Raw genomic sequence first — 18,396 nt, 5'->3', positions numbered from 1 at the left:
TCGCCGACGCACGTCGTCCGGCCGCCGCGCCGCCCACCCGGCTACCAGGGCACGACCCGGCGGTCCTCCCACAGCAGCCCTGTCCGCGCGCCGGTCGCCGGCCGACCGGCCAGCCACACGGCCGTCTCGGCCCCCTGCTCCGCCGAGCGTGGGGCGTCGGGGCCGCCCATGTCGGTGCGGCAGTGGCCCGGGCAGGTGGCGTCGACGAGGACGCCGCGCGTGCCGAGTCCCTGCTCGTGGGCGAGGTTGCGCACCAGGGCGTTGACCCCGGCCTTCGCGATCCGGTACGGCGCGAGGCCGCCGGCGTTGCCGGGTCCGCTCATCCGGCCCAGGCAGGCGCTCACGGCGACCACCCGGCCGCGGCGGCGCTCGACCATGCCCGGCACGAAGGCGGTCGTGGTGCGCCACACGCCGTCAAGGTCGACCGCCATGACGCGGCGCCACTCCTCCTCGGTGGTGCGCAGGGTCTTGGCGGTGCGCTCGCTCATCACCGCAGCCGCGCAGACCAGGACGTCGACCGCGGCGAGCGGACCGAGGCGACCGGGCAGCGCGGCCACCTCCGTCGCCGAGGCCACGTCGCAGCCCACGCCGACCGCGTCGATGCCCTCCTCGACCAGCGCACCGGCGGCGGCCTCGGCGCTGTCGGAGGTGCGTCCGACGACGACCACCGTGGCGCCCAGGGTGCCCAGGCCGCGGGCGACGGCGAGGCCGATGCCGCGGCTGCCGCCGGTCACCAGCGCCACCTGCCCGTCGAGCCGGCCCTGCTCCTGCTCCCGCTCGTCCGAGGTCACGGCGGTCACGACGGCGACGACGCGTCGAGCTCGGGCAGCGAGCGGTCCGGCTCGGAGCCCGAGCCGAGCCTGGACGTCACCGCCCGGACCGGTCCGCTGGCGGCGAGCCTGGTGCCGGTGCGGAAGAGCGCGACGCCGAGGCGTGAGCGGGGGTTGGCGATGCGTGGCGCCCCGGGCGGGAGGTCCTGGACGTCGTCGACGAGCGGGCGCAGCCACGCGTCGTACGCCGCGAACGCCTCGACGTACGACGACGACCGCTGCAGCTGCGCGGCCAGCACGTAGGCGCCGATCAGGGCCAGGGACGTGCCGAAGCCGCCGATTGGCGTGATGCACCACGCGGCGTCCCCGAGCAGGACCACGCGACCGTGGCTCCAGGTCGGGCACCTCACCTGGGTCAGGTCCTCGACGTAGAGGTCGTCGGCGTCGTCGAGGGCCGCCAGGATCCGCGGGGTCTCCCAGCCGACGTCGGCGAACCGCTCACGCAGGTCGGCCCGCAGCTCGTCGGGGTCGAGGTCGGCGAGGCCGGTCTCGTCGATCATCACGTTGAGCATCGCGCGGGTGGTGCCCGCGTTGTCGGGGCGCAGGTGGATCGAGCGCGAGCCCGGGACGTTGAGCCAGCGCCACCAGCGGTCGTCGTCCTCGGTGCGCGGGACGGTCAGCCAGGCGCAGTACATCCCGAGCCGGTCGAGCACCGGCGCGCGGTCGCCGGTCATCACCAGGTCGCGGGTCTGCGAGCGCGGACCCTCGGCGACGACGACGAGGTCGAACTCATGGGTCGCGCCGCCGGCCAGGGTGACGGTGACCGCGGAGCCGGAGTCGTCGAGGCCGACGACGTGGTCGCCGTACCACCAGGTCACCCGGTCGCCGCAGGCGTCACGCAGGATCTCGGCGAGGTCGCCGCGCAGGATCTCCAGCTCCGCGGTCGGCCCGTCGCCGTCTCCACCGTCACCACCGTCGTCGGTGCCGAACTCCGAGACCGTGCCGCCGTCCTCGTCGACGAAGCGGAGCCCCACCTCGCCGGTGCCGGCACGTCGTACGGCGTCGAGGAGGCCCATCCGGTCCACGACGTCACGGGCCAGGCCGCGCACGTCGATGTTCTGCCCGCCGGTGCGGGGCTCGGGCGCCCGCTCGAGGACGGTGACGTCGTAGCCGACCCGGTCGAGCCAGTACGCCGCCGCGGGACCGGCGATGCTCGCCCCGGTGACCAGGACGCGCGCGGTCACCGAGCCCCGGCCCGCGGGTCGTCGAGCACCTCGCGCCACGAGTGCTGCGGCGCGTAGCCCAGCAGGTCGCGGGCCTTGTCGATCGAGTAGAACGTCTCGTCGCTGCCCATCTCGCGACGCACCTCGACGCCGGCGTAGAACCGCTCGATGATCTCGGACGTCGTCGCCGCGACCGACAGGTCGGCGTTGGCGACGTTGAAGACCTCGAAGCCGAGGCCGTCGGTCTCCAGGCACCGCAGCGTCATCTGGCCCAGGTCGCGGGTGTCGATGTAGGCGAACAGGTTGCGCCGCCGCAGGGCCGGGTCCGCGAGGAACGCCGGGAACAGCTCGGCGTACTCGTGGGGCTCGATGACGTTGTTGATGCGCAGCCCGTAGACGTCGGCACCGGTGCGGGCGTGGAACGAGCGCGCGGTGACCTCGCCGGCGACCTTCGACATCGCGTAGGAGTCCTCGGGCACGACCGGGTGCTCCTCGTCGACCGGCAGGTAGAGCGGCTTGCGGTCGCCCTGCCCGAAGCAGACGCCGTACGTCGTCTCCGAGGAGGCGAAGACGACCTTGCGGATCCCGAGCCGGGTCGCCGCCTCCAGCACGTTGTAGTGGGCCAGGATGTTGGTCGCGAAGGTCGTCTGGTCCGAGGAGGCCAGCGGCCTCGGGATCGCGGCGAAGTGGACCACGGCGTCGTACGCCGACCCGCGGGTGAGGTCGAGACCGGGGTCGTCGAGGTCGGCCGTCGTCGGGACGCCGGCCAGGGCCGACCAGGTCTCGCCGGCGTCGGTCAGGTCGACCCGCAGGTCGGTGACGTCGGGGTGTCCCAGGGCGGTGAGGTCGGCGTTGGTGACCTGGTGGCCCTGGGAGGCGAGGTAGGGAGCGACGTGGCGACCCGCCTTGCCGCTGCCGCCGGTGAAGAAGATGCGCATCTCCGCAGCCAACCACCGGGGGTGGGACCTCCACCCCACCCGCAGTGGTCGATGTCGGGCCAGCACCGCCCGGCACGAGCACGGCCGCTGGGCCGGCGAGGGCGCTAGCGTCCCCACGGTGAGCGTCTCCGTGTTCGACCGGCTCCCCGACGGCCGCGAGGTCCACCTCGTGGAGCTCGGCACCGCACCCGGGCCGGTGCTCCGGCTCCTGACCCTGGGCGCCACGGTGCACGACCTCGAGGTCACCGGCGGCGACGGCACGCGGCGCCACGTGGCGCTCGGGCACGCCACCTCGGCCGACTACCTCGCCTCCGGCGACTACGTCGGCGGCACCATCGGCCGCTACGCCAACCGGGTGCGCGACGGGCACCTCCCGCTGGCCGGCGTCGAGCACCGGCTCGGCACCCACGACCGCGGCCACCACCTGCACGGCGGACCCGACGGGTTCGACCGGAGGTTGTGGACGCTCCTCGACGAGGACGGCGTCTCCGCCCGGCTCCGCCTCGTCAGCCCGGACGGCGACCAGGGCTATCCGGGCGCGCTGACGGCCGAGGTCACCTTCGCGGTCGACGCCCACGGGGTGCGCATCGACCTCGCCGCCACCACCGACGCGACGACCGTGGTCAACCTGACCCAGCACACCTACCTCAACCTCGACGGGCGCGACGCGGGCACGATCGACGGCCACCTGCTCGAGGTGCCGGCGTCGTCGTACACCCCGGTCGACGCGCGGGGGATCCCGCTCGGGAAGCACGCGCCGGTCGAGGGCACGCCGTTCGACCTGCGCACCCCGACCCGGATCGGGCCGGTGGTCCGGCGCGCGCACCCGCAGCTGGCCGAGGCGCGCGGCCTCGACCACAACCTCGTGCTCGACTCCCCGTACGACGACGACGGGCTGCGCACGGCCTGCGTGCTGACGTCGCCCGCGACGCGGACCGCGCTGACCCTGCGCTGCGACCAGCCCGGGCTGCAGGTCTACACCGGCAACTCCCTCGACGGCACCCGGGGCTCGGTCGACGGCGGGCTCTACCGCCAGGGCGACGGGATCGCGCTCGAGCCCCAGCTCTTCCCCGACTCGCCGCACCACCCGGACTGGCCCAGCGCCCGGCTGGAGCCGGGGGAGCGCTACACGGCCCGGCACGAGTGGCGCTTCAGCGCCGTGCGCTGACGTGAGCAGCTCCGAGGCGACCACGCCGGACGGCGCCGCCGCGGCCCGCGGGGCGAGGGTGGTGGCGTGGTGGGACCGCCACCAGGTGCCGCTCTTCGTCGCGGCGATCGGCGCCGGCGTCCTGGCCGGGCTCCTCGCCCCCGCGGCCGCGCCGACGCTCGAGCGCTCCATCAACCCGGTGCTGGCGCTGCTGCTGTTCGCGACGTTCCTGGCGGTCCCGATGACCGAGGTCGCGAACGGGTTCCGGGACGTGCGGTTCCTCGGGACCGTCATGGTCGCGAACTTCGTGGTGGTGCCGCCCATCGCCTTCGGGCTGTCGCGGTTCGTCGCCGACGACCGTGGCCTGGTGCTGGGGGTCCTGCTGGTGCTGCTCACGCCCTGCGTCGACTACGTCATCGTCTTCACCGGGCTGGCCGGTGGCGCGCAGGCGAGGCTGCTCGCCGCCGCGCCGTTGCTGATGCTGGTCCAGGTGCTGCTGCTCCCCGTCCACCTCTACCTCTTCGCCGGCGCCGAGGTGCTGGACGTCGTCGAGGTGGCCCCGTTCGTCGAGGCCTTCGTCGTGCTCGTCGCGGCGCCGCTGGGTGCCGCCGCGATCGTGCAGGCGGTCGCGCGGCGGCACCGGGTGGGGCGCGCCGTCGAGGACGCGCTGGCCGCCGCGATGGTGCCCCTGATGATGGCGACCCTCGCGGTCGTCATCGGCTCCCAGGTCGCCGAGGTCGGCTCGGAGGCGGTGCGGCTGCTCCGCCTGGTCCCGCTCTACGTCGCGTGGGTCGTCCTCGCCGTCCCGGTCGGCCTGGTCGTCAGCCGGTGTGCGCGGCTGGACGCGCCCGCGACCCGCGCCGTGACCTTCTCGGTGACGACCCGCAACTCGCTGGTGGTGCTGCCGCTGGCGCTCGCGCTCCCGGAGGCCCTCGCGATCGCGCCGCTGGCGGTCGTGACCCAGACGATGGTCGAGCTCGTCGCGATGGTCGTCCTGGTCCGTCTGCTTCCTCGCGTCACGCCGGCGAGGTCGCGCACGACCTAGGGCCGCCGGTCGGGGCCGCCGCCGGCGTCCGGGGTGAGGACCCGACCCGGACGTGCCCGTCCCCCAGCACCGGGGGAAGCGCTGGGGGACGGACGTGCGGGTCACGACGCGCGGCCGCGTCGTGCCGGTCGGGGTCGCTGCTTCACGGCCCCGCCGAGGGTCAGAGGTCGGCGGGTCGCAGGACGCGGGTGATGCCGTGGGCGACCTGGCGGTTGCCGCGGTTGATGTCGAGCGCCTCCGGGATGACGCGCGCGTTGATGTCGTTCGGGTCGCTGTCCTCGAGGCGGATGACGCCCTCGTGGTTGATCCGGACCGTGACGGTGCCACCGGAGGCGGTCTCGACCTTCGAGCCCTTGGCCGCGACGACCTTGCCCGAGACGAGCGTCTTGCCGGCCACCACGTGGTAGAGCAGGACGGACTCGACGGTGTCGATGCCCAGGCCGGCGACGGCCTGGAAGGTCTTGCCCTCCGAGCCGGGCTTCTGGCCGACGAGGTCGCCGACGAGACGGCGGAACGCCCGGTCGGTGGGGATGAAGGCGGTGGCCCGCTTGCCCCCCTGGGTGAGGAGCTTGACCGGGCTGCCCGGCTTGGCGTCGAGCACGGCCAGGACGGCCGCCTCGGTGATGTCGAAGTCGTCCCAGTTCTTGTCGAAGGCCGTGCCGTCGGCGGCCAGGACCTTGGCGAGGCTGCGCTTGCCCTGTGCGGCCTGGGCGGCCTCGGCCGGCACGGAGGCGAGGACGGCGGACGACGCGACGGCGGCCGCGACGACGGCAGTGGCGGTGCGGTGGAGCTTCTTCATCGTGGTTCTCCTGATGGGTTGGGTGGGTTGGGTGGGGGGTTCAGTAGCTGCCGCGCAGGACCGAGGTCGCGGCATGCTGGGGGTCGCCGTCGTCGGCCTCGAGGCTGACGTCGACCGCGGAGTAGGCGGTGAGCAGGTCGTCGTCGACCTGGAAGCGCGAGGTGCCGCCCGACAGGGGTCCGAGGGCGAGCATCTTGTTGGTCTCGGGGTCGAGGAGCCAGGCCTGGTAGAACTCGCCCCCGCTCGCGACGGGCAGCCCGCTGGTGACGATGGTGAGCTCGGCGGTCCGACCGTCGCGGGAGATCCGCGCCTCGCCCGGACCGGCGTCGGTGACCTGGTCGGTGATCGGGGCGAGGGACACCACGCGTGCGCTGGGCTCGCCCGGGTCGGCCTGTCCCAGGGTGAGCGCGACCACGGATCCCACCGCGACGACCAGGACGACCGCGGCGGCCGCGAGCAGCGCACGGGGCGACGTCCTCCGGTACCAGGAGGCGGCGGCCGGCGTGGGCGCCGGGAGGGTCGGGCTCGGGAGCGCGGGCTCCCCGAGCCGGCGTCCGGACGCCTCCTCCGTGCGTGCTGACCGCGTCAGGAGGGCATGGCCGACGACGGTGTCGGCGAGGTCGCCGCGACACTCGGCGCACGTCGCGAGGTGGTCGCTCGCGTCGAGCACCTCCGTGGTGCGGAGCTCGCCGCGGACCAGGCCGACGAGGTCCACGTGGCCCTCGGTCTCAGACAGATCGGTCATCGCGCACTCCTTCGTCTCGCAGCTGCCGCAGGATCCCGGCAAGCCGGCGCGTGCCCCGCGCGGCCCTCGCCTTCACGGTCCCCAGGGGGAGCTGGAGGCGGGCGGCGATCTCGGGCTGGCTGAGGTCGCCGAAGTAGGCCTGCTCCAGGACCACGCGCTCGTGGTCGGGCAACCGGTGCAGCGCGGCCCGCACCTCGGCGGCGTCGGCGTGCCGCTCCAGGGTCTCGCGCCCGTCCTCGCCGACGAGGCCCCGCAGGGTGTCGACGTCGACGACGGAGTGCCGGCGCTGTCGCAGGCAGTCGACGGCCCGCCGGTGCGCGATGGTGAAGAGCCAGCTCTCGAAGCGCCGGGACGGGTCGTAGCGCTTCGCGGAGCCCCAGACCTCGATGAAGGTGCGCTGCAGGGTGTCCTCGGCCTCGTCCGGCCCGACGAAGCGGCGCAGGTACGACAGCAGGCTCGGGCCGTAGACGGCGTAGGCGTCCTCCAACGCTCGCTCGTCACCGCCCGCCAGCCGCGCGCCGATGCTGCTGCCACCCTCCATGTCCAGTACTTCGTCGTCGGACCGCGATCGGTTGCCGGTCGCCCGAACTCGTTGAAATTTCTTCGAGGGAGGACGATCGCCCACTCGTCCTCGACCGATCGCAGCCCCCGTGCCCGGCGGGCCGGCCGGGCGCCGTCAGGTGCGGACGGTCAGGGTGATCCAGTCGTGGTCGGACCCCGTGGTCGAGCGGTGGATGACGGCGAGGTCGCCGACGGCCTCGAAGACCGGGTCGTGGCAGACGCCGTCGAGGCGGTGCGGCACGTAGCGGACCCCGCAGTCGGGGAGGCTGCGGTGCGGGGCGAAGGCCCAGGCGTCCTCGACGCTGCGGACCCGGCCGCACGGGACGGCGTAGTTGAAGTCGCCGCCGCCCAGCACCGGCCAGCCCGCCGCGGTGTGGTGCTCGAGCAGGGCCGTCTCGGCCCGCACGTGGGCGCGGTACTCCCGGGTCCCGCGCCACACCGGGCGGACGCCGCCGTCGGGCCGCTGCACCCAGGCGTTGCGGTGGGTCGAGTAGGCCAGGGCCTGCTGCCCGCCCGGCAGGACGACCCGCGCCCAGGCACCCCACCGGTCGTGGGCCATCAGCGAGCGCGGCACGGCGGCGGACATCGCGACGACGTCGGAGGCCACCACCTCGACGTCCTCGCGCACCAGCAGGGCGACCTCACGACTGCCGTGGGTGCCGTCGTGGCGGCCGACGTAGCGGTAGCCGTCGACCCGGTGCACGACGTCCGGCCAGCGGCCCGCGACCTCGCACAGGGCGACGAGGTGCGGCGCGCCCTCGACGAGCCGGACGACGTCGCGAGCCGGCTGACGGTTGCGCACCGACAGGTTGGCGACGCGGACGTCGTACGCGGTCACGGGCGGACCGGGGGCGCAGGCACGTCGCCCATCATCGCGCCGAGGTGCCCCCGGCCGCTCACCCCGACGTGCCGGACCGACTCCGCGCCGCCGACCGCGTGTGTACGTTGCTGGGGCACAGCCGCGCCGGCGGCCGATCATGGAGGTGGACAGGTGCGTCGTCACGAGCCGCAGTCACGGGGCGCCGCCCGCCCGCGCGCCCCCCGGGCCGGCCTGTCCCTCCTGGCCGGGATCGTGCTGCTCGTCTCCCTGGGCTGGCTCGCGGCTCCGACCGCCTGGGCGCACGTCACCCTCGAGTCCTCGACGCCCGCCGAGGGCCAACAGCTGGCGGAGGTGCCCCCGAGCGTCACGCTGAAGTTCTCCGGGGAGCTGGACTTCGACGCCGGGGCCGAGGTCACCGTGATGGGGCCCGACGGCGCCTCGCTCCAGGTCAGCACGACGATCGTGTCGGCCGACACCCTGATCCAGCGGCTCAACGACCAGCGCGACGCCGCCGGCCTCTACACGATCGAGTACGCCGCGACCTCGGTCGACGGGCACCCCGTCACGGGCCGCCTCGGGTTCTACGTGGGAGCCGCCGGAGCGGAGACCCCGACACCGGGTGCCGGCGCCGGCGAGGGCTCCGAGACCGAGGCGCCGGGGCTGGTGGAGCGCTCCGACGACGCCTCCGACGACGGCTCCGGGGTCCCGACCCTCGTCTGGGTGGGCCTGGCCGCGCTCGCGCTGCTCGTCGCCGCCGGCGGCGTCCTGTGGGTCCGCACCCACCGCCCGGCCCCGGCCGCACCGGCACCGCCGGTGCCCCCTCGCGCCCGCCCGGTGGGCAGGGCGGCCGCGACCCGGCCGCAGCCGCGCACGCAGAAGCGCCGCTGACGCTCCGGCGCCACGTCTTCGGTCGCGGCTCGCCGGCAGCAGGACCTCCGCGGCCACGGGGTACCCGCGGTTGCCGGGAGGGTGAGCCGCGTCACACCGGGCCGCCACCACGCTGGTTCCTCCGAGCACCGACACAGCGGCACCGACCAGGAACCGAGGCGATGGGCATGAGCACCAGCACGAGCAGCCAGTCATCCGAGACCGGCAAGGACAGCGAGGTGGTCGACTGGGCCGACCTCGGCAAGAGCATGTGGGACTTCCTGACCGGACGCCGGGCGGCCATCCACTACCGCCTCGAGGACATGACCGTGGAGGTCCCGCGCGACACCGGCCCGCGGGCGCCCCGGGCGATCTGGAAGCTCGACGGGACGCTGACGATCACGACCGACGACCAGGCGGCCGCCGCCGAGAGCGCCCGGTAGGAGCACGGACGTGCCGACCAGCGTCGCGGCCGACCTCCGCTTCGAGCTCGACCGCCCGGGGCAGACGCCGGTGCACGGTCGCCTCACGGGCAGCGCGAACCGGCTCACGCTCGACGTAGACGAGCCCGGCGCGTTCGCAGGGGCCGGTGACGCGGGCGTCGTCCGGGCTGCCGGGGCGGCGCTCGCCGCGCGGGGCCTGACGGTGCGGGTCGTCTCGGGCGACCTCCACCTGATCACCCTCGGGGCGGTGCGCGTGCCGTGGTGGCAGCGTCGCGTCACCCGGTCGCGGCACATCAGGCTCGGGAGCGTGCGCGGCGCCTGGACGGCCGCGCGCTCGCGCGCCGGCGGCACCGAGTCGGTGCTGCCCGACGCGGGCATGCTCCCGCCGACCACCCTGTGGCCGATCGTCCCGACGCTCGCGCGGCCGGTGCGGCGCAGCCCGACGACCACGCACGACCCGGACCGCGGCGGGCGGCCGCGGCTGGTCCTCGAGAAGGCGCGGCTCTGGGCCGGCGAGCGCCAGCCCGTGTACTGGCTCGACGGCGCCCGGACGACCCTGGGCAGCGGCCCGGACTGCGACGTCCGGCTGCCGGGTCTGCTCGACCTGCACGCCGTGGTCCACCACGACGACGACGACGAGTTCGTCGTCGAGGGTCACGGAGGGCTCACCCGGGTGCACGGCGCGGCGGTCACGGGGCGTCAGGTGCTCCGCACCGGTGCCCGCCTCGAGGTGGGCGGGCACGTCCTCGCGTTCTTCCGCGAGGAGCACGCCGACCACGGTCGCCCCCACGGCGGACGGATCGGCGGCGAGCTCGGCCGGCAGCTGCCGCAGGAGCCACGCCCCACCCGCCGCGACCGGGACGACCGCACCGACCGCCGGGACCTCTGAGCGACCGCCGGCGACGTCAGGCGCGCGCGGTGAGCAGGACCGGCCGCTCGGCGACGCCGAGGCGGCGCCGCGCCTCGTCGAGGGTCGACAGCACCGACACGGTCTCGGCGTGGGGGTGGAGCGGGGACTCGACCCGCCCCTCGGCGACGTAGTGCGCGAAGGCGACGGCCTGGAAGGCGTAGCCGTCGGTCGGTCCGCCGGAGGGGCCGGGGGGCCGGGGGTGGGTCCAGGTCGCCGTGCGCGAGGAGTCCCACGAGCCCACCGTCACCGCCAGGCTCGACGGCGCGAAGAACGGCGCCGCGACCCGGACGTGGCCGGCCGAGCCCGCCACCTCGGCCGTCGTCGGCAGGGACGACACGAGCGACGTCGACACCATCGCGGTGGCGTCGCCCGCGGTGAGGAGGAGGTGGGCCGAGGCGTCGACCCCGGACGGTGCCAGGGTGCCCGTGGCCGCGACCGTCGTCAGGGGCCCCAGCACCATCGAGGCGAGGCTGACCGGGTAGATACCCACGTCCAGCAGGGCCCCGCCGCCGAGCTCGGGGTCCCACAGCCGGTGGCCGGCGTCGTACGGCACCGCGGACCCGAGGTCGGCGCGCACCAGGTGCGGCTCGCCGATCAGCCCGTCGGCGAGCACCTGGCGCAGCACGTCGGTCTGGGGCAGGTAGCGCGTCCACATCGCCTCCATGGCGAGCACGCCCGCGGCCGCCGCGGCGCTCGTGACGGCGGCAGCGTCGGCGGCCGTCATCGCGATCGGCTTCTCGACCAGGACGTGCTTGCCGCCCGCGATGGCCTGGAGGGCCAGGTCGCGGTGCAGCGGGTGGGGCGTCGCGACGTACACCGCGTCGACGTCGGGATCCTCCAGCAGGGACCGGACGTCGGGGTGGCACCGGTCGACGCCGTGCTCGCGGGCCGTGGCCTGCGTCCGCGCGGCGTCCCGTGCGGCCCAGGCGACGACACGGTGGTGGGAGTGCGCGTGCAGCGACGCCACGAACCGGGCGCCGATCCCGGTGCCGACCACGCCCCAGCGCACGGGCGGGACGGCGTACGGGTCGAGGCGCCGGGGGGAGGGGAGGAGGAGGGTCACGCGGAGAGCCGTTCGCCGGTCTCGGTGTCGAAGACGTGGACGTCGGCAGGGTCGGTGGTGACGTGGAGGACGTCGCCGCGGTGCACCTGGTCGCGGGCCGCGATCCGCACGATGATGTTGGCCGGGGTGCCCTCGACCCCGGACGTGCCGTAGACGAAGCTGTCGGCGCCGAGCTCCTCGACGACGGTCACGCGGACGGGGAGCCCGCCCTCGGCGTCCGAGACGATCCGCCACGACTCCGGCCGCACGCCGACGGTGACCGCTCCGCGCATCTTCTGCGCGGCGGTCGGGTCGACGGGCACGAGGTAGTCGCCGATGGCGGCCCGGCCGTCGACCGCGGTCGCCTCGAGCAGGTTCATCTGCGGGGAGCCGATGAAGCCGGCGACGAACAGGTTGACCGGCCGGTCGTAGAGGTTGAGCGGGGTGTCGACCTGCTGCAGCAGCCCGTCCTTCATCACCGCGACGCGGTCGCCCATCGTCATGGCCTCGACCTGGTCGTGCGTGACGTAGACGGTGGTGACGCCGAGGTCGGCCTGGAGCCGGGCGATGTCGGTGCGGGTCTGGACCCGCATCTTGGCGTCGAGGTTCGACAGCGGCTCGTCCATGCAGAACACCTGGGGGCTGCGCACGATCGCGCGCCCCATCGCGACCCGCTGGCGCTGCCCGCCGGAGAGGGCCTTGGGCTTGCGGCCGAGGTAGTCCTCCAGCCCCAGGATGCGGGCGGCCTCGGCGACGCGCTTGCGGCGCTCGGCCACCGGCACCTTCGCCATCTTGAGCGCGAAGGCCATGTTGTCGGCGACCGTCATGTGCGGGTAGAGGGCGTAGTTCTGGAACACCATCGCGATGTCCCGGTCCTTGGGCGGCACCGTGGTGATGTCGCGGTCGCCGAGGAGGATCTTCCCGCCGTCGACCGCCTCGAGCCCGGCCAGCATCCGCAGGGTCGTCGACTTCCCGCACCCGGACGGGCCGACGAGGACCATGAACTCGCCGTCGCGGATCTCGAGGTCGATGCCGGGGACGGCGGCCGTGTCGGCCCCCGCGTACCAGCGCTGCGCCTTCTCGAACGTCACTGTGGCCATGTGCTTGAGCTCCCTTCGCCGGCAGGGCTGCCGGCGACGCGTGGTGGTGAGGGTGGGGTGGGGCAGGTCAGGCGCTGGCGCGCCGGACCAGGGACGGCGGGAAGACGATGCGCATCGCGCGCGGACGGCTGCCGTCGTCGAGCTGCTCGAGCAGCAGGCGGGCGGCCTGGTCGGCCATGTCGCCGACCGGGGCGTGCACGGTCGTCAACGGCGGCGACGTCCGCTCAGCGACCCCCAGGTCGTCGTAGCCCACGACCGCGACGTCGTCGGGGACCCGGCGCCCCGCCCGGGCCAGGGCCCGCAGCGCGCCGAGGGCCATCAGGTCGGAGGCGACCGCGAGCCCGTCGAGGTCGGGGTGCTCGCGGAGCAGCTGCTCCGCCGCCGCCTCGCCCCCGGCCTCGGTGAAGTCGCCGTGCACCACCGCGTCGTCGGACAGCCGTGCCTGGAGCATCGCCATCCGCCAGCCGAGGAGCCGGTCGACGCCGGCGGTCATGTCGGGCGGGCCGGCGATCGTGCCGATCCGGCGGCACCCCCGCTGGACGAGGGCCTCGGTCGCGGCGTTGCCGCCCGCGATGTTGTCGGTGTCGACGTAGGCGACCTTGTCGGCGCTGGTCCAGGGCCGGCCGACGAACACGCACGGCAGTCCCATCGCGGCGAGGTGGTCGCTGAGGTGGTCCTCGCGGTGGTGGGAGACCACGATGGCGCCGTCGATGTGCCGGTTGCGCAGGTAGCGCAGCATCCGCTGCTCCTCCTTGCCGGGCCCGGTGAGCAGCAGCACCAGCTGGAGGTCGCGGGCGCCGAGCACCCGGCTGACGCCGCGCAGCGTGCGCGCGAAGAACGGGTCGGAGAAGACCCGGTCGTCCGGCTCGGGCACGACGAGCGCCACCGAGTCGGTGCGCCGCGTCACCAGGCTGCGCGCCGCGGGGTTCGGGGCGTAGCCGAGCGCCAGGACGGCGGCCTCGACGGCGTCGCGGGACTTCTGGCTCACCTTGTCGCCGCCGTTGATCGCCCGGGACGCCGTCGCCCGGGAGACGCCGGCGACCCGGGCCACCTCGTCGAGCGTCGGCAGGGACTCCGACCGCACGCTGTCGTCGTCCATCACGCGGGTCACGCTAGTGCCCCTCGATCCGGCCGGACGCCGCGACGCGGGCGTACCAGTCGGCGCTGCTCTTGGGGGTGCGCACCTGGGTGTCGTAGTCGACGTGGACGATGCCGAAGCGCTGGCCGTAGCCGTAGGACCACTCGAAGTTGTCGAGCAGCGACCACGCGAAGTAGCCGCGCACGTCGACGCCGGCCTCCATCGCGGCGTGCAGGGCGCGCAGGTGCGCCTCGACGTAGTCGCGGCGCTCGTGGTCCTCGACCCGTCCGTCGACGACCTCGTCGGGGTAGGCGGCGCCGTTCTCGGTGATCCAGACCGGCGGCAGGTCGTAGTCGGCGTCGAGCCGCACGAGCAGCCGGGTGAACCCCTCGGGCTGCACCTCCCAGCCGATGCCGGTGCGAGGCAGGCCGCGGCCGGGCTCGGTGATGTCGTCGCCGCCGGGGAACGGCGTCCCGCTGAGCAGGTCGGGGTGCCGGACGCCGCCGTCGTCGGGTGCCGGGTGCGGGTGCCCGGAGTAGGCGCCGCCGTTGTAGTAGTTGACGCCCAGGACGTCGAGCCGGCTGCTCACGGCGGCCAGGTCGCCGTCGTGCACGACGTCGGTCCACGGGCGCCCGCCGAAGTCCATCGCCGCGGTGTCGGCCAGGACGTCGTCGGGGTAGGCGCCCTTGAGCAGCGGGTCGAGGAAGACCCGGTTGAACAGGCCGTCGACGCGACGGGCGGCGTCGTGGTCGACCGGGTCGGTCGGGTCGTGCGGGTCGGCGACGGTGAGGTTGAGCGTGATGCCGAGGTCGGCCGTCGCGCCGTCGGCGCGCAGGGCCTGGACCGCGAGGCCGTGGGCCAGCATCAGGTGGTGCGCGGCGACCAGGCCGGCCGCGCCCTCCCGTCGTCCGGGGGCGTGGCGGCCCGAGGTGTGGCCCAGGAACGCCGAGCACCACGGCTCGTTCATCGTGGTGATCGTCGGCACCCGGTCGCCCAGCGCGTCGTGCACGGTGCGCGCGTAGTCGACGAAGCGGTGCGCGGTGTCGCGGTGGGTCCACCCCCCGGCGTCCTCGAGCGCCTGCGGCAGGTCCCAGTGGTAGAGCGTCAGCCAGGGCGTGATGCCGGCGCCGAGCAGCTCGTCGACCAGCCGGCGGTAGAAGTCCAGGCCGGCCTGGTTGACCGCGCCGCCGTCGGGGCGCACCCGCGGCCAGGCGACGGAGAACCGGTAGGACCCGAGCCCGAGGTCGCGCACGAGCGCCACGTCCTCGGGGTAGCGGTGGTAGTGGTCGCAGGCGACGTCGCCGGTGTCGCCGCCGATCACCGCGCCGGGCCGGCGGGAGTAGGTGTCCCAGATGGACGGCGTCCGGCCGTCCTCGGCCACCGCGCCCTCGATCTGGTACGCCGCGGTCGCGGCGCCCCACCCGAACCCGGGCGGGAACTCGACCGGGAGGAGGTGGGCGGGTGGTGTGTCGAGCTCGGTCATCCCTTGAGGGCTCCTTGCATGATGCCGGTCACCAGCTGGCGACCGGTCAGGACGAACAGGACGAGGAGGGGAACGGTGGCCATCGCCGTACCGGCCAGCAGCAGGGCGTAGTCGGTCGACTGGCCCTGCCCGGTCAGCGCGAGGCGGTCGAGGGCGATCTGCAGGGTCTCGGTCTTCTGCAGGGCCACGAGCGGCCACATGTAGTCGGTCCAGACCTGCATGAAGGTGAAGAGGAACAGGATGGCCATGGCGGGCCGGGCGGCGGGCACCGCGACGGTCCAGAAGGTGCGGATCATCGAGCAGCCGTCCATCCGGGCGGCCTCGATGAGCTCGTCGGGCACGGCGTCGACGAGGTACTGGCGCATGAAGAACACCCCGAAGGCGGTGACCAGGGTCGGCAGGGCGACCGCGGCGAGGGTGTCGAGCAGCCGGTAGTCGCGCATCAGGATGAACAGCGGCACGATCGCCAGTTGCGTGGGCACCGCCATCGTCATCACGACGAACCCCATCAGCGGGCTGCTGCCCCGGAAGCGGAGCTTGGCGAAGCTGTAGCCGGCGAGGGTGGAGAAGAACACCACCGACGTCGCGCACACCGTCGAGACGATCAGGCTGTTGAGCATCGCCTGCCAGAAGTCGATGGTGTTGAGGACCCGGCCGGCGTTGTCGAGGAAGTGGCCGCCGGGCAGCAGCGGAGGCGGGGTGTCCAGGGCGCGCTCCCGCGTGTGGGAGCCGATCATGAACGACCAGTAGAGGGGCAGGGCCGAGCCGACCACGAAGGCGGCGAGCAGTCCGTAGACGAGGGCTCCGGGACGTCGGTTCACAGCGCTCTCCGTCGGGTGAGCCACCGCGTCGCCGCGTAGTTGGCGAGCACGATGGTGATGATGAACAGGAAGAGGAGCCAGGCGGCGGCCGACGCCCGGCCGTAGAACTGGTCCTCGATGCCCTTGACGTAGACGTAGAGCGTCATGGTCATGTACTGGTGGTCGGCTCCGCCCTCACGCTGCGCGGTGTCGTCGAAGAGCCTCGGCTCGGTGAAGATCTGCAGCCCGCCGATGGTCGTGGTGACGATGACGAAGATGACCGTGGGCCGGATCATCGGCAGCGTGATGTGGAAGAGCTGGCGCACGCGGCCGGCACCGTCGAGCGACGCCGACTCGTAGACCTCGCGCGGCACGGCCTGCATCGCGGCCAGGAAGATCAGCGCGTTGTAGCCCGTCCAGCGCCAGTTGACCATGCTGGAGATGGCCGCGTGGCTCCACCAGCGCTCGACGTGCCACCGGATCGGCTCGAGGCCGACGCTGTTGAGCAGCTCGTTGACGAGGCCGGAACGGTCCGAGAAGAGGGTGCCGAAGATCAGCACCGCCGCGGTGGGCGCGACGACGAACGGGAGCAGCACGCTGATCCGCCAGAACGTGCTGCCGCGCAGCTGCTGGTCGAGCAGCGCGGCGACGGTCACCGCGATGACCACCTGCGGGATCGACGACATCGCGAAGATGCTGAGGGTGTTGACCAGCGACTTGGTGAAGAGCGGGTCGTCGAGGACCCAGCGGAAGTTGTCGAGACCGATGAACTCGCCGCGGGCGTAGGCCAGCCGGTCCCAGTCGTAGAGCGAGAGGTAGCCGGTGTAGGCGAGGGGGAACATGCCGACCACGGCGAAGACGAGGAAGAACGGCGACACGAAGACGTACGGCGCGAGCTTGACGTCCCAGCGGGCACGTCGTTCGCGGCGCAGGAGCCGGCGTTCGCCGCGCCGGCCCCCGCGCCCCCCGTCGCCGGGGTCCTCACCGCTCCGCGACCCGGCGGGGCGCCGGGACGCGGGACGGTTGCCGGGCTGGGCCGCCGTGCCGGCCTCAGCCGGCGCGGTCACTGCAGGGAGTCGACGTCGGCGAGGAAGGTCTTCCACGACTCGTCGGGTGTCGCGGAGCCCTCGTCGACCCGGTCGACCGCGGCCTGGAACTTGCCGAGGATGTCGGAGTAGAGCGGTCCCTGGAACGGCTGGACGTCGATGGCCTCGGCGCGGTTGATGTAGATCTCACCGACCGGGGCGTCGTTGAAGTACGGGTCGGTGGTGCCCTGCAGCTCCGGGCTCTCCAGCGCCTCGACCTGCGAGGGGAAGTTGCCGAGCTCGGCGAAGACCCGCAGCTGCTGCTCCGGCGCGGTCAGCCACTCGAGGAACTCCTGGGCCGGGCCCTGGTGGGTCGAGGTCTTGGGCACCGCCAGGAACGACCCGCCCCAGTTGCCGCCGCCACCGGGGAAGACGTCGGCGATGTCCCACACCACGCCGTCCTGGAGCTTGCCCTGGTTGTCGCGGATGTTGCTGCGCATCCAGCCGGGGCAGGGGATGGTGGCGAACCCGTCCTTCTTGAACGCCGCCTCCCAGTCGGGGTTCCACTGCTTGTTGCGGGTCGAGAGGGTCTCGGCGTTGGCGGTGACCGTGGCCCACACCTCCTGCAGCCCCTCGTTCTCGACGTCGACGGTGCCGTCCTCGCGCTCGAACGGGTTGGGCACCTGGTTGAGCATGGCCTGGGCGATCGAGCCGGAGGAGTCGTACCAGGCGGCGTCGGAGGCGGCGGTGAACTGCTCGCCGAGGGCGTAGTAGTCGTCCCAGGTGGTCATCAGCTTCGCCACCTCCTCGCGATCGCTCGGCAGGCCGGCCTCCTCGAACAGGTCGGCGCGGTAGCAGAACGCCTCGGGGCCGGCGTCGGTCGGGTAGCCGAGCATCTGGCCGTCGGCGGCGGTCGCGGCCTCCTGCTTGAACTCCAGCCACCGTCCCTCGACGTCCTCGTCGGACAGGTCGACCCACCGGTCGGGGGCGGCGACGATGGCCGGCATGAAGTCGCCCTCGATGGCGACGATGTCGGGGAGCCCGGCGTTGGCCTGGAGGTTGGTGTTCAGCTCGTTCTTCCAGTCGTCCCAGAGCGAGACCTTGGTCTGCTCGACCTGGACGTCGGGGTGCTCGGCGTTCCACTCCTCGATGAGGGCGTCGTAGCCGAACTCACCGAAGGTCGTGATGGTGAGGGTCTCGCCGGTGGCCAGCGTGTCCTGCTCGGCCGACTCGCCCGGGTCGCCGCCGGAGCCGCCGCAGGCGGCGAGGGTCATCGCGAGCGCGAGCGTCGCGGCGACACCCAGGCCGGGGCGGCTGATGCCGCGAGAGGTCTTCTTGATCACGTCTGGTCTCCTACGAGGTGCGGTCTGAGGTGGAGTGGGAGCGCTTCCATTCGGGTGGCTGAACTTTGACACGGCGCTCGCCGATGTGTCAACGGTCACAGTATGGATTCGAGTCGGCGCGGTCTCGTGTGCGCGGCAGGCGGTCGTCGTAAGTGTGGAAGCGCTCCCACCACCCGAGGAGTTTCAGGCCGGGCGGAGGGGGTTGCGGCCGTGAAGGCGCGGTGAAGCCGAGGTGAAGGCGCCGGTCCCTAGCGTCC

Annotated in this window: 19 protein-coding genes; 5 read left to right on the top strand and 14 right to left on the bottom strand. The window is 73.8% G+C overall.

What is annotated here, in order from left to right; translation table 11 throughout:
* Window positions 1-41: 41 nt before the first annotated feature.
* Genes E4623_RS17150 through E4623_RS17140 form a run of 3 tightly spaced genes read right to left on the bottom strand, consistent with a single transcriptional unit; the run spans window position 42 to window position 2,931 of the window.
* Window positions 42-800 (bottom strand): SDR family NAD(P)-dependent oxidoreductase, encoded by a 759-nt coding sequence (locus E4623_RS17150; protein WP_209020735.1) that lies wholly within the window; start codon window positions 798-800, stop codon window positions 42-44.
* The gene (locus E4623_RS17145) at window positions 797-2,014 is read right to left on the bottom strand and encodes an FAD-dependent monooxygenase (protein WP_134767796.1); all 1,218 of its coding nucleotides are present in this window, start codon (window positions 2,012-2,014) and stop codon (window positions 797-799) included. Before E4623_RS17145 ends, E4623_RS17150 begins: the two co-directional genes overlap by 4 nt.
* Window positions 2,011-2,931 carry an NAD(P)-dependent oxidoreductase gene (locus E4623_RS17140; protein WP_134767795.1) on the bottom strand — a complete coding sequence of 307 codons (921 nt, stop codon included), beginning with the start codon at window positions 2,929-2,931 and terminating at the stop codon, window positions 2,011-2,013. The genes E4623_RS17145 and E4623_RS17140 overlap by 4 nt, the downstream gene beginning before the upstream one ends.
* A 118-nt stretch (window positions 2,932-3,049) precedes the next feature.
* On the opposite strand from E4623_RS17140, the gene E4623_RS17135 reads away from it, so the two are divergent.
* Both E4623_RS17135 and E4623_RS17130 read left to right on the top strand, forming a co-directional pair.
* Complete coding sequence (locus E4623_RS17135; RefSeq protein ID WP_167736712.1) at window positions 3,050-4,099, top strand: aldose epimerase family protein; 1,050 nt, start codon at window positions 3,050-3,052, stop codon at window positions 4,097-4,099.
* A gap of 1 nt (window position 4,100) precedes the next feature.
* Window positions 4,101-5,123 (top strand): bile acid:sodium symporter, encoded by a 1,023-nt coding sequence (locus E4623_RS17130; RefSeq protein WP_245155144.1) that lies wholly within the window; start codon window positions 4,101-4,103, stop codon window positions 5,121-5,123.
* A gap of 160 nt (window positions 5,124-5,283) precedes the next feature.
* Here the strand turns inward: E4623_RS17130 and E4623_RS17125 are convergent, their stop codons facing one another.
* The 4 genes from E4623_RS17125 to E4623_RS17110 form a co-directional block, all read right to left on the bottom strand.
* Entirely contained in the window at window positions 5,284-5,922 is a 639-nt protein-coding gene (locus tag E4623_RS17125; protein ID WP_134767793.1) for a fasciclin domain-containing protein, read from the bottom strand.
* A gap of 40 nt (window positions 5,923-5,962) precedes the next feature.
* On the bottom strand, window positions 5,963-6,667 hold the full coding sequence (locus tag E4623_RS17120; protein ID WP_134767792.1) for an anti-sigma factor: 705 nt from the start codon (window positions 6,665-6,667) through the stop codon (window positions 5,963-5,965).
* Window positions 6,651-7,208, bottom strand: a complete 558-nt coding sequence (locus tag E4623_RS17115; RefSeq protein WP_134767791.1) for a sigma-70 family RNA polymerase sigma factor — start codon at window positions 7,206-7,208, stop codon at window positions 6,651-6,653. The genes E4623_RS17120 and E4623_RS17115 overlap by 17 nt, the downstream gene beginning before the upstream one ends.
* Before the next feature lie 135 nt (window positions 7,209-7,343).
* Window positions 7,344-8,066 carry a hypothetical protein gene (locus E4623_RS17110; RefSeq protein ID WP_134767790.1) on the bottom strand — a complete coding sequence of 241 codons (723 nt, stop codon included), beginning with the start codon at window positions 8,064-8,066 and terminating at the stop codon, window positions 7,344-7,346.
* A 153-nt stretch (window positions 8,067-8,219) separates the two neighbouring features.
* Here E4623_RS17110 and E4623_RS17105 point away from each other — a divergent pair, with 153 nt between their 5' ends.
* The 3 genes from E4623_RS17105 to E4623_RS17095 all read left to right on the top strand — a co-directional run bounded on the left by E4623_RS17105 (window position 8,220) and on the right by E4623_RS17095 (window position 10,247).
* A complete protein-coding gene (locus E4623_RS17105) occupies window positions 8,220-8,936 on the top strand; it encodes a copper resistance protein CopC (protein ID WP_134767789.1) in 717 nt (238 codons plus the stop codon).
* 167 nt (window positions 8,937-9,103) lie between these two features.
* Window positions 9,104-9,358, top strand: coding sequence for a hypothetical protein (locus E4623_RS17100; protein WP_134767788.1), 255 nt, complete (start codon window positions 9,104-9,106; stop codon window positions 9,356-9,358).
* Between the two features lie 10 nt (window positions 9,359-9,368).
* Window positions 9,369-10,247, top strand: a complete 879-nt coding sequence (locus E4623_RS17095; protein WP_134767787.1) for an FHA domain-containing protein — start codon at window positions 9,369-9,371, stop codon at window positions 10,245-10,247.
* Window positions 10,248-10,263: 16 nt separating this feature from the next.
* Here E4623_RS17095 and E4623_RS17090 read toward each other — a convergent pair whose 3' ends face one another.
* The 7 genes from E4623_RS17090 to E4623_RS17060 all read right to left on the bottom strand — a co-directional run bounded on the left by E4623_RS17090 (window position 10,264) and on the right by E4623_RS17060 (window position 18,139).
* Window positions 10,264-11,331 carry a Gfo/Idh/MocA family oxidoreductase gene (locus E4623_RS17090; RefSeq protein WP_134767786.1) on the bottom strand — a complete coding sequence of 356 codons (1,068 nt, stop codon included), beginning with the start codon at window positions 11,329-11,331 and terminating at the stop codon, window positions 10,264-10,266.
* Window positions 11,328-12,410, bottom strand: a complete 1,083-nt coding sequence (gene ugpC / locus E4623_RS17085) for a sn-glycerol-3-phosphate ABC transporter ATP-binding protein UgpC (RefSeq protein WP_134767785.1) — start codon at window positions 12,408-12,410, stop codon at window positions 11,328-11,330. Before ugpC ends, E4623_RS17090 begins: the two co-directional genes overlap by 4 nt.
* A gap of 67 nt (window positions 12,411-12,477) precedes the next feature.
* Complete coding sequence (locus tag E4623_RS17080; RefSeq protein ID WP_245155143.1) at window positions 12,478-13,521, bottom strand: LacI family DNA-binding transcriptional regulator; 1,044 nt, start codon at window positions 13,519-13,521, stop codon at window positions 12,478-12,480.
* 1 nt (window position 13,522) lies between these two features.
* Entirely contained in the window at window positions 13,523-14,971 is a 1,449-nt protein-coding gene (locus E4623_RS17075; RefSeq protein ID WP_134767784.1) for a beta-glucosidase, read from the bottom strand.
* Window positions 14,968-15,792 carry a carbohydrate ABC transporter permease gene (locus tag E4623_RS17070; protein WP_245155142.1) on the bottom strand — a complete coding sequence of 275 codons (825 nt, stop codon included), beginning with the start codon at window positions 15,790-15,792 and terminating at the stop codon, window positions 14,968-14,970. The genes E4623_RS17075 and E4623_RS17070 overlap by 4 nt, the downstream gene beginning before the upstream one ends.
* Complete coding sequence (locus E4623_RS17065; RefSeq protein WP_209020734.1) at window positions 15,789-16,838, bottom strand: sugar ABC transporter permease; 1,050 nt, start codon at window positions 16,836-16,838, stop codon at window positions 15,789-15,791. The genes E4623_RS17070 and E4623_RS17065 overlap by 4 nt, the downstream gene beginning before the upstream one ends.
* A complete protein-coding gene (locus tag E4623_RS17060) occupies window positions 16,835-18,139 on the bottom strand; it encodes an ABC transporter substrate-binding protein (protein ID WP_134767783.1) in 1,305 nt (434 codons plus the stop codon). The genes E4623_RS17065 and E4623_RS17060 overlap by 4 nt, the downstream gene beginning before the upstream one ends.
* Window positions 18,140-18,396: the final 257 nt, after the last annotated feature.

The sequence above is a fragment of the Nocardioides sp. 1609 genome (assembly GCF_004522105.1).
In the GTDB taxonomy this organism is placed as follows: domain Bacteria; phylum Actinomycetota; class Actinomycetes; order Propionibacteriales; family Nocardioidaceae; genus Nocardioides.
The sequence above is the reverse complement of the archived record's forward strand: the minus strand, read 5'-3'. Positions and strand labels throughout refer to the sequence as shown.

Coding starts and splice junctions, on each gene's coding strand:
- E4623_RS17140 (WP_134767795.1), bottom strand. CDS start 2,931: ATGCGCATCTTCTTCACCGGCGGCAGCGGCAAGGCGGGTCGCCACGTC.
- E4623_RS17125 (WP_134767793.1), bottom strand. CDS start 5,922: ATGAAGAAGCTCCACCGCACCGCCACTGCCGTCGTCGCGGCCGCCGTC.
- E4623_RS17120 (WP_134767792.1), bottom strand. CDS start 6,667: ATGACCGATCTGTCTGAGACCGAGGGCCACGTGGACCTCGTCGGCCTG.
- E4623_RS17115 (WP_134767791.1), bottom strand. CDS start 7,208: ATGGAGGGTGGCAGCAGCATCGGCGCGCGGCTGGCGGGCGGTGACGAG.
- E4623_RS17100 (WP_134767788.1), top strand. CDS start 9,104: ATGAGCACCAGCACGAGCAGCCAGTCATCCGAGACCGGCAAGGACAGC.
- ugpC (WP_134767785.1), bottom strand. CDS start 12,410: ATGGCCACAGTGACGTTCGAGAAGGCGCAGCGCTGGTACGCGGGGGCC.
- E4623_RS17075 (WP_134767784.1), bottom strand. CDS start 14,971: ATGACCGAGCTCGACACACCACCCGCCCACCTCCTCCCGGTCGAGTTC.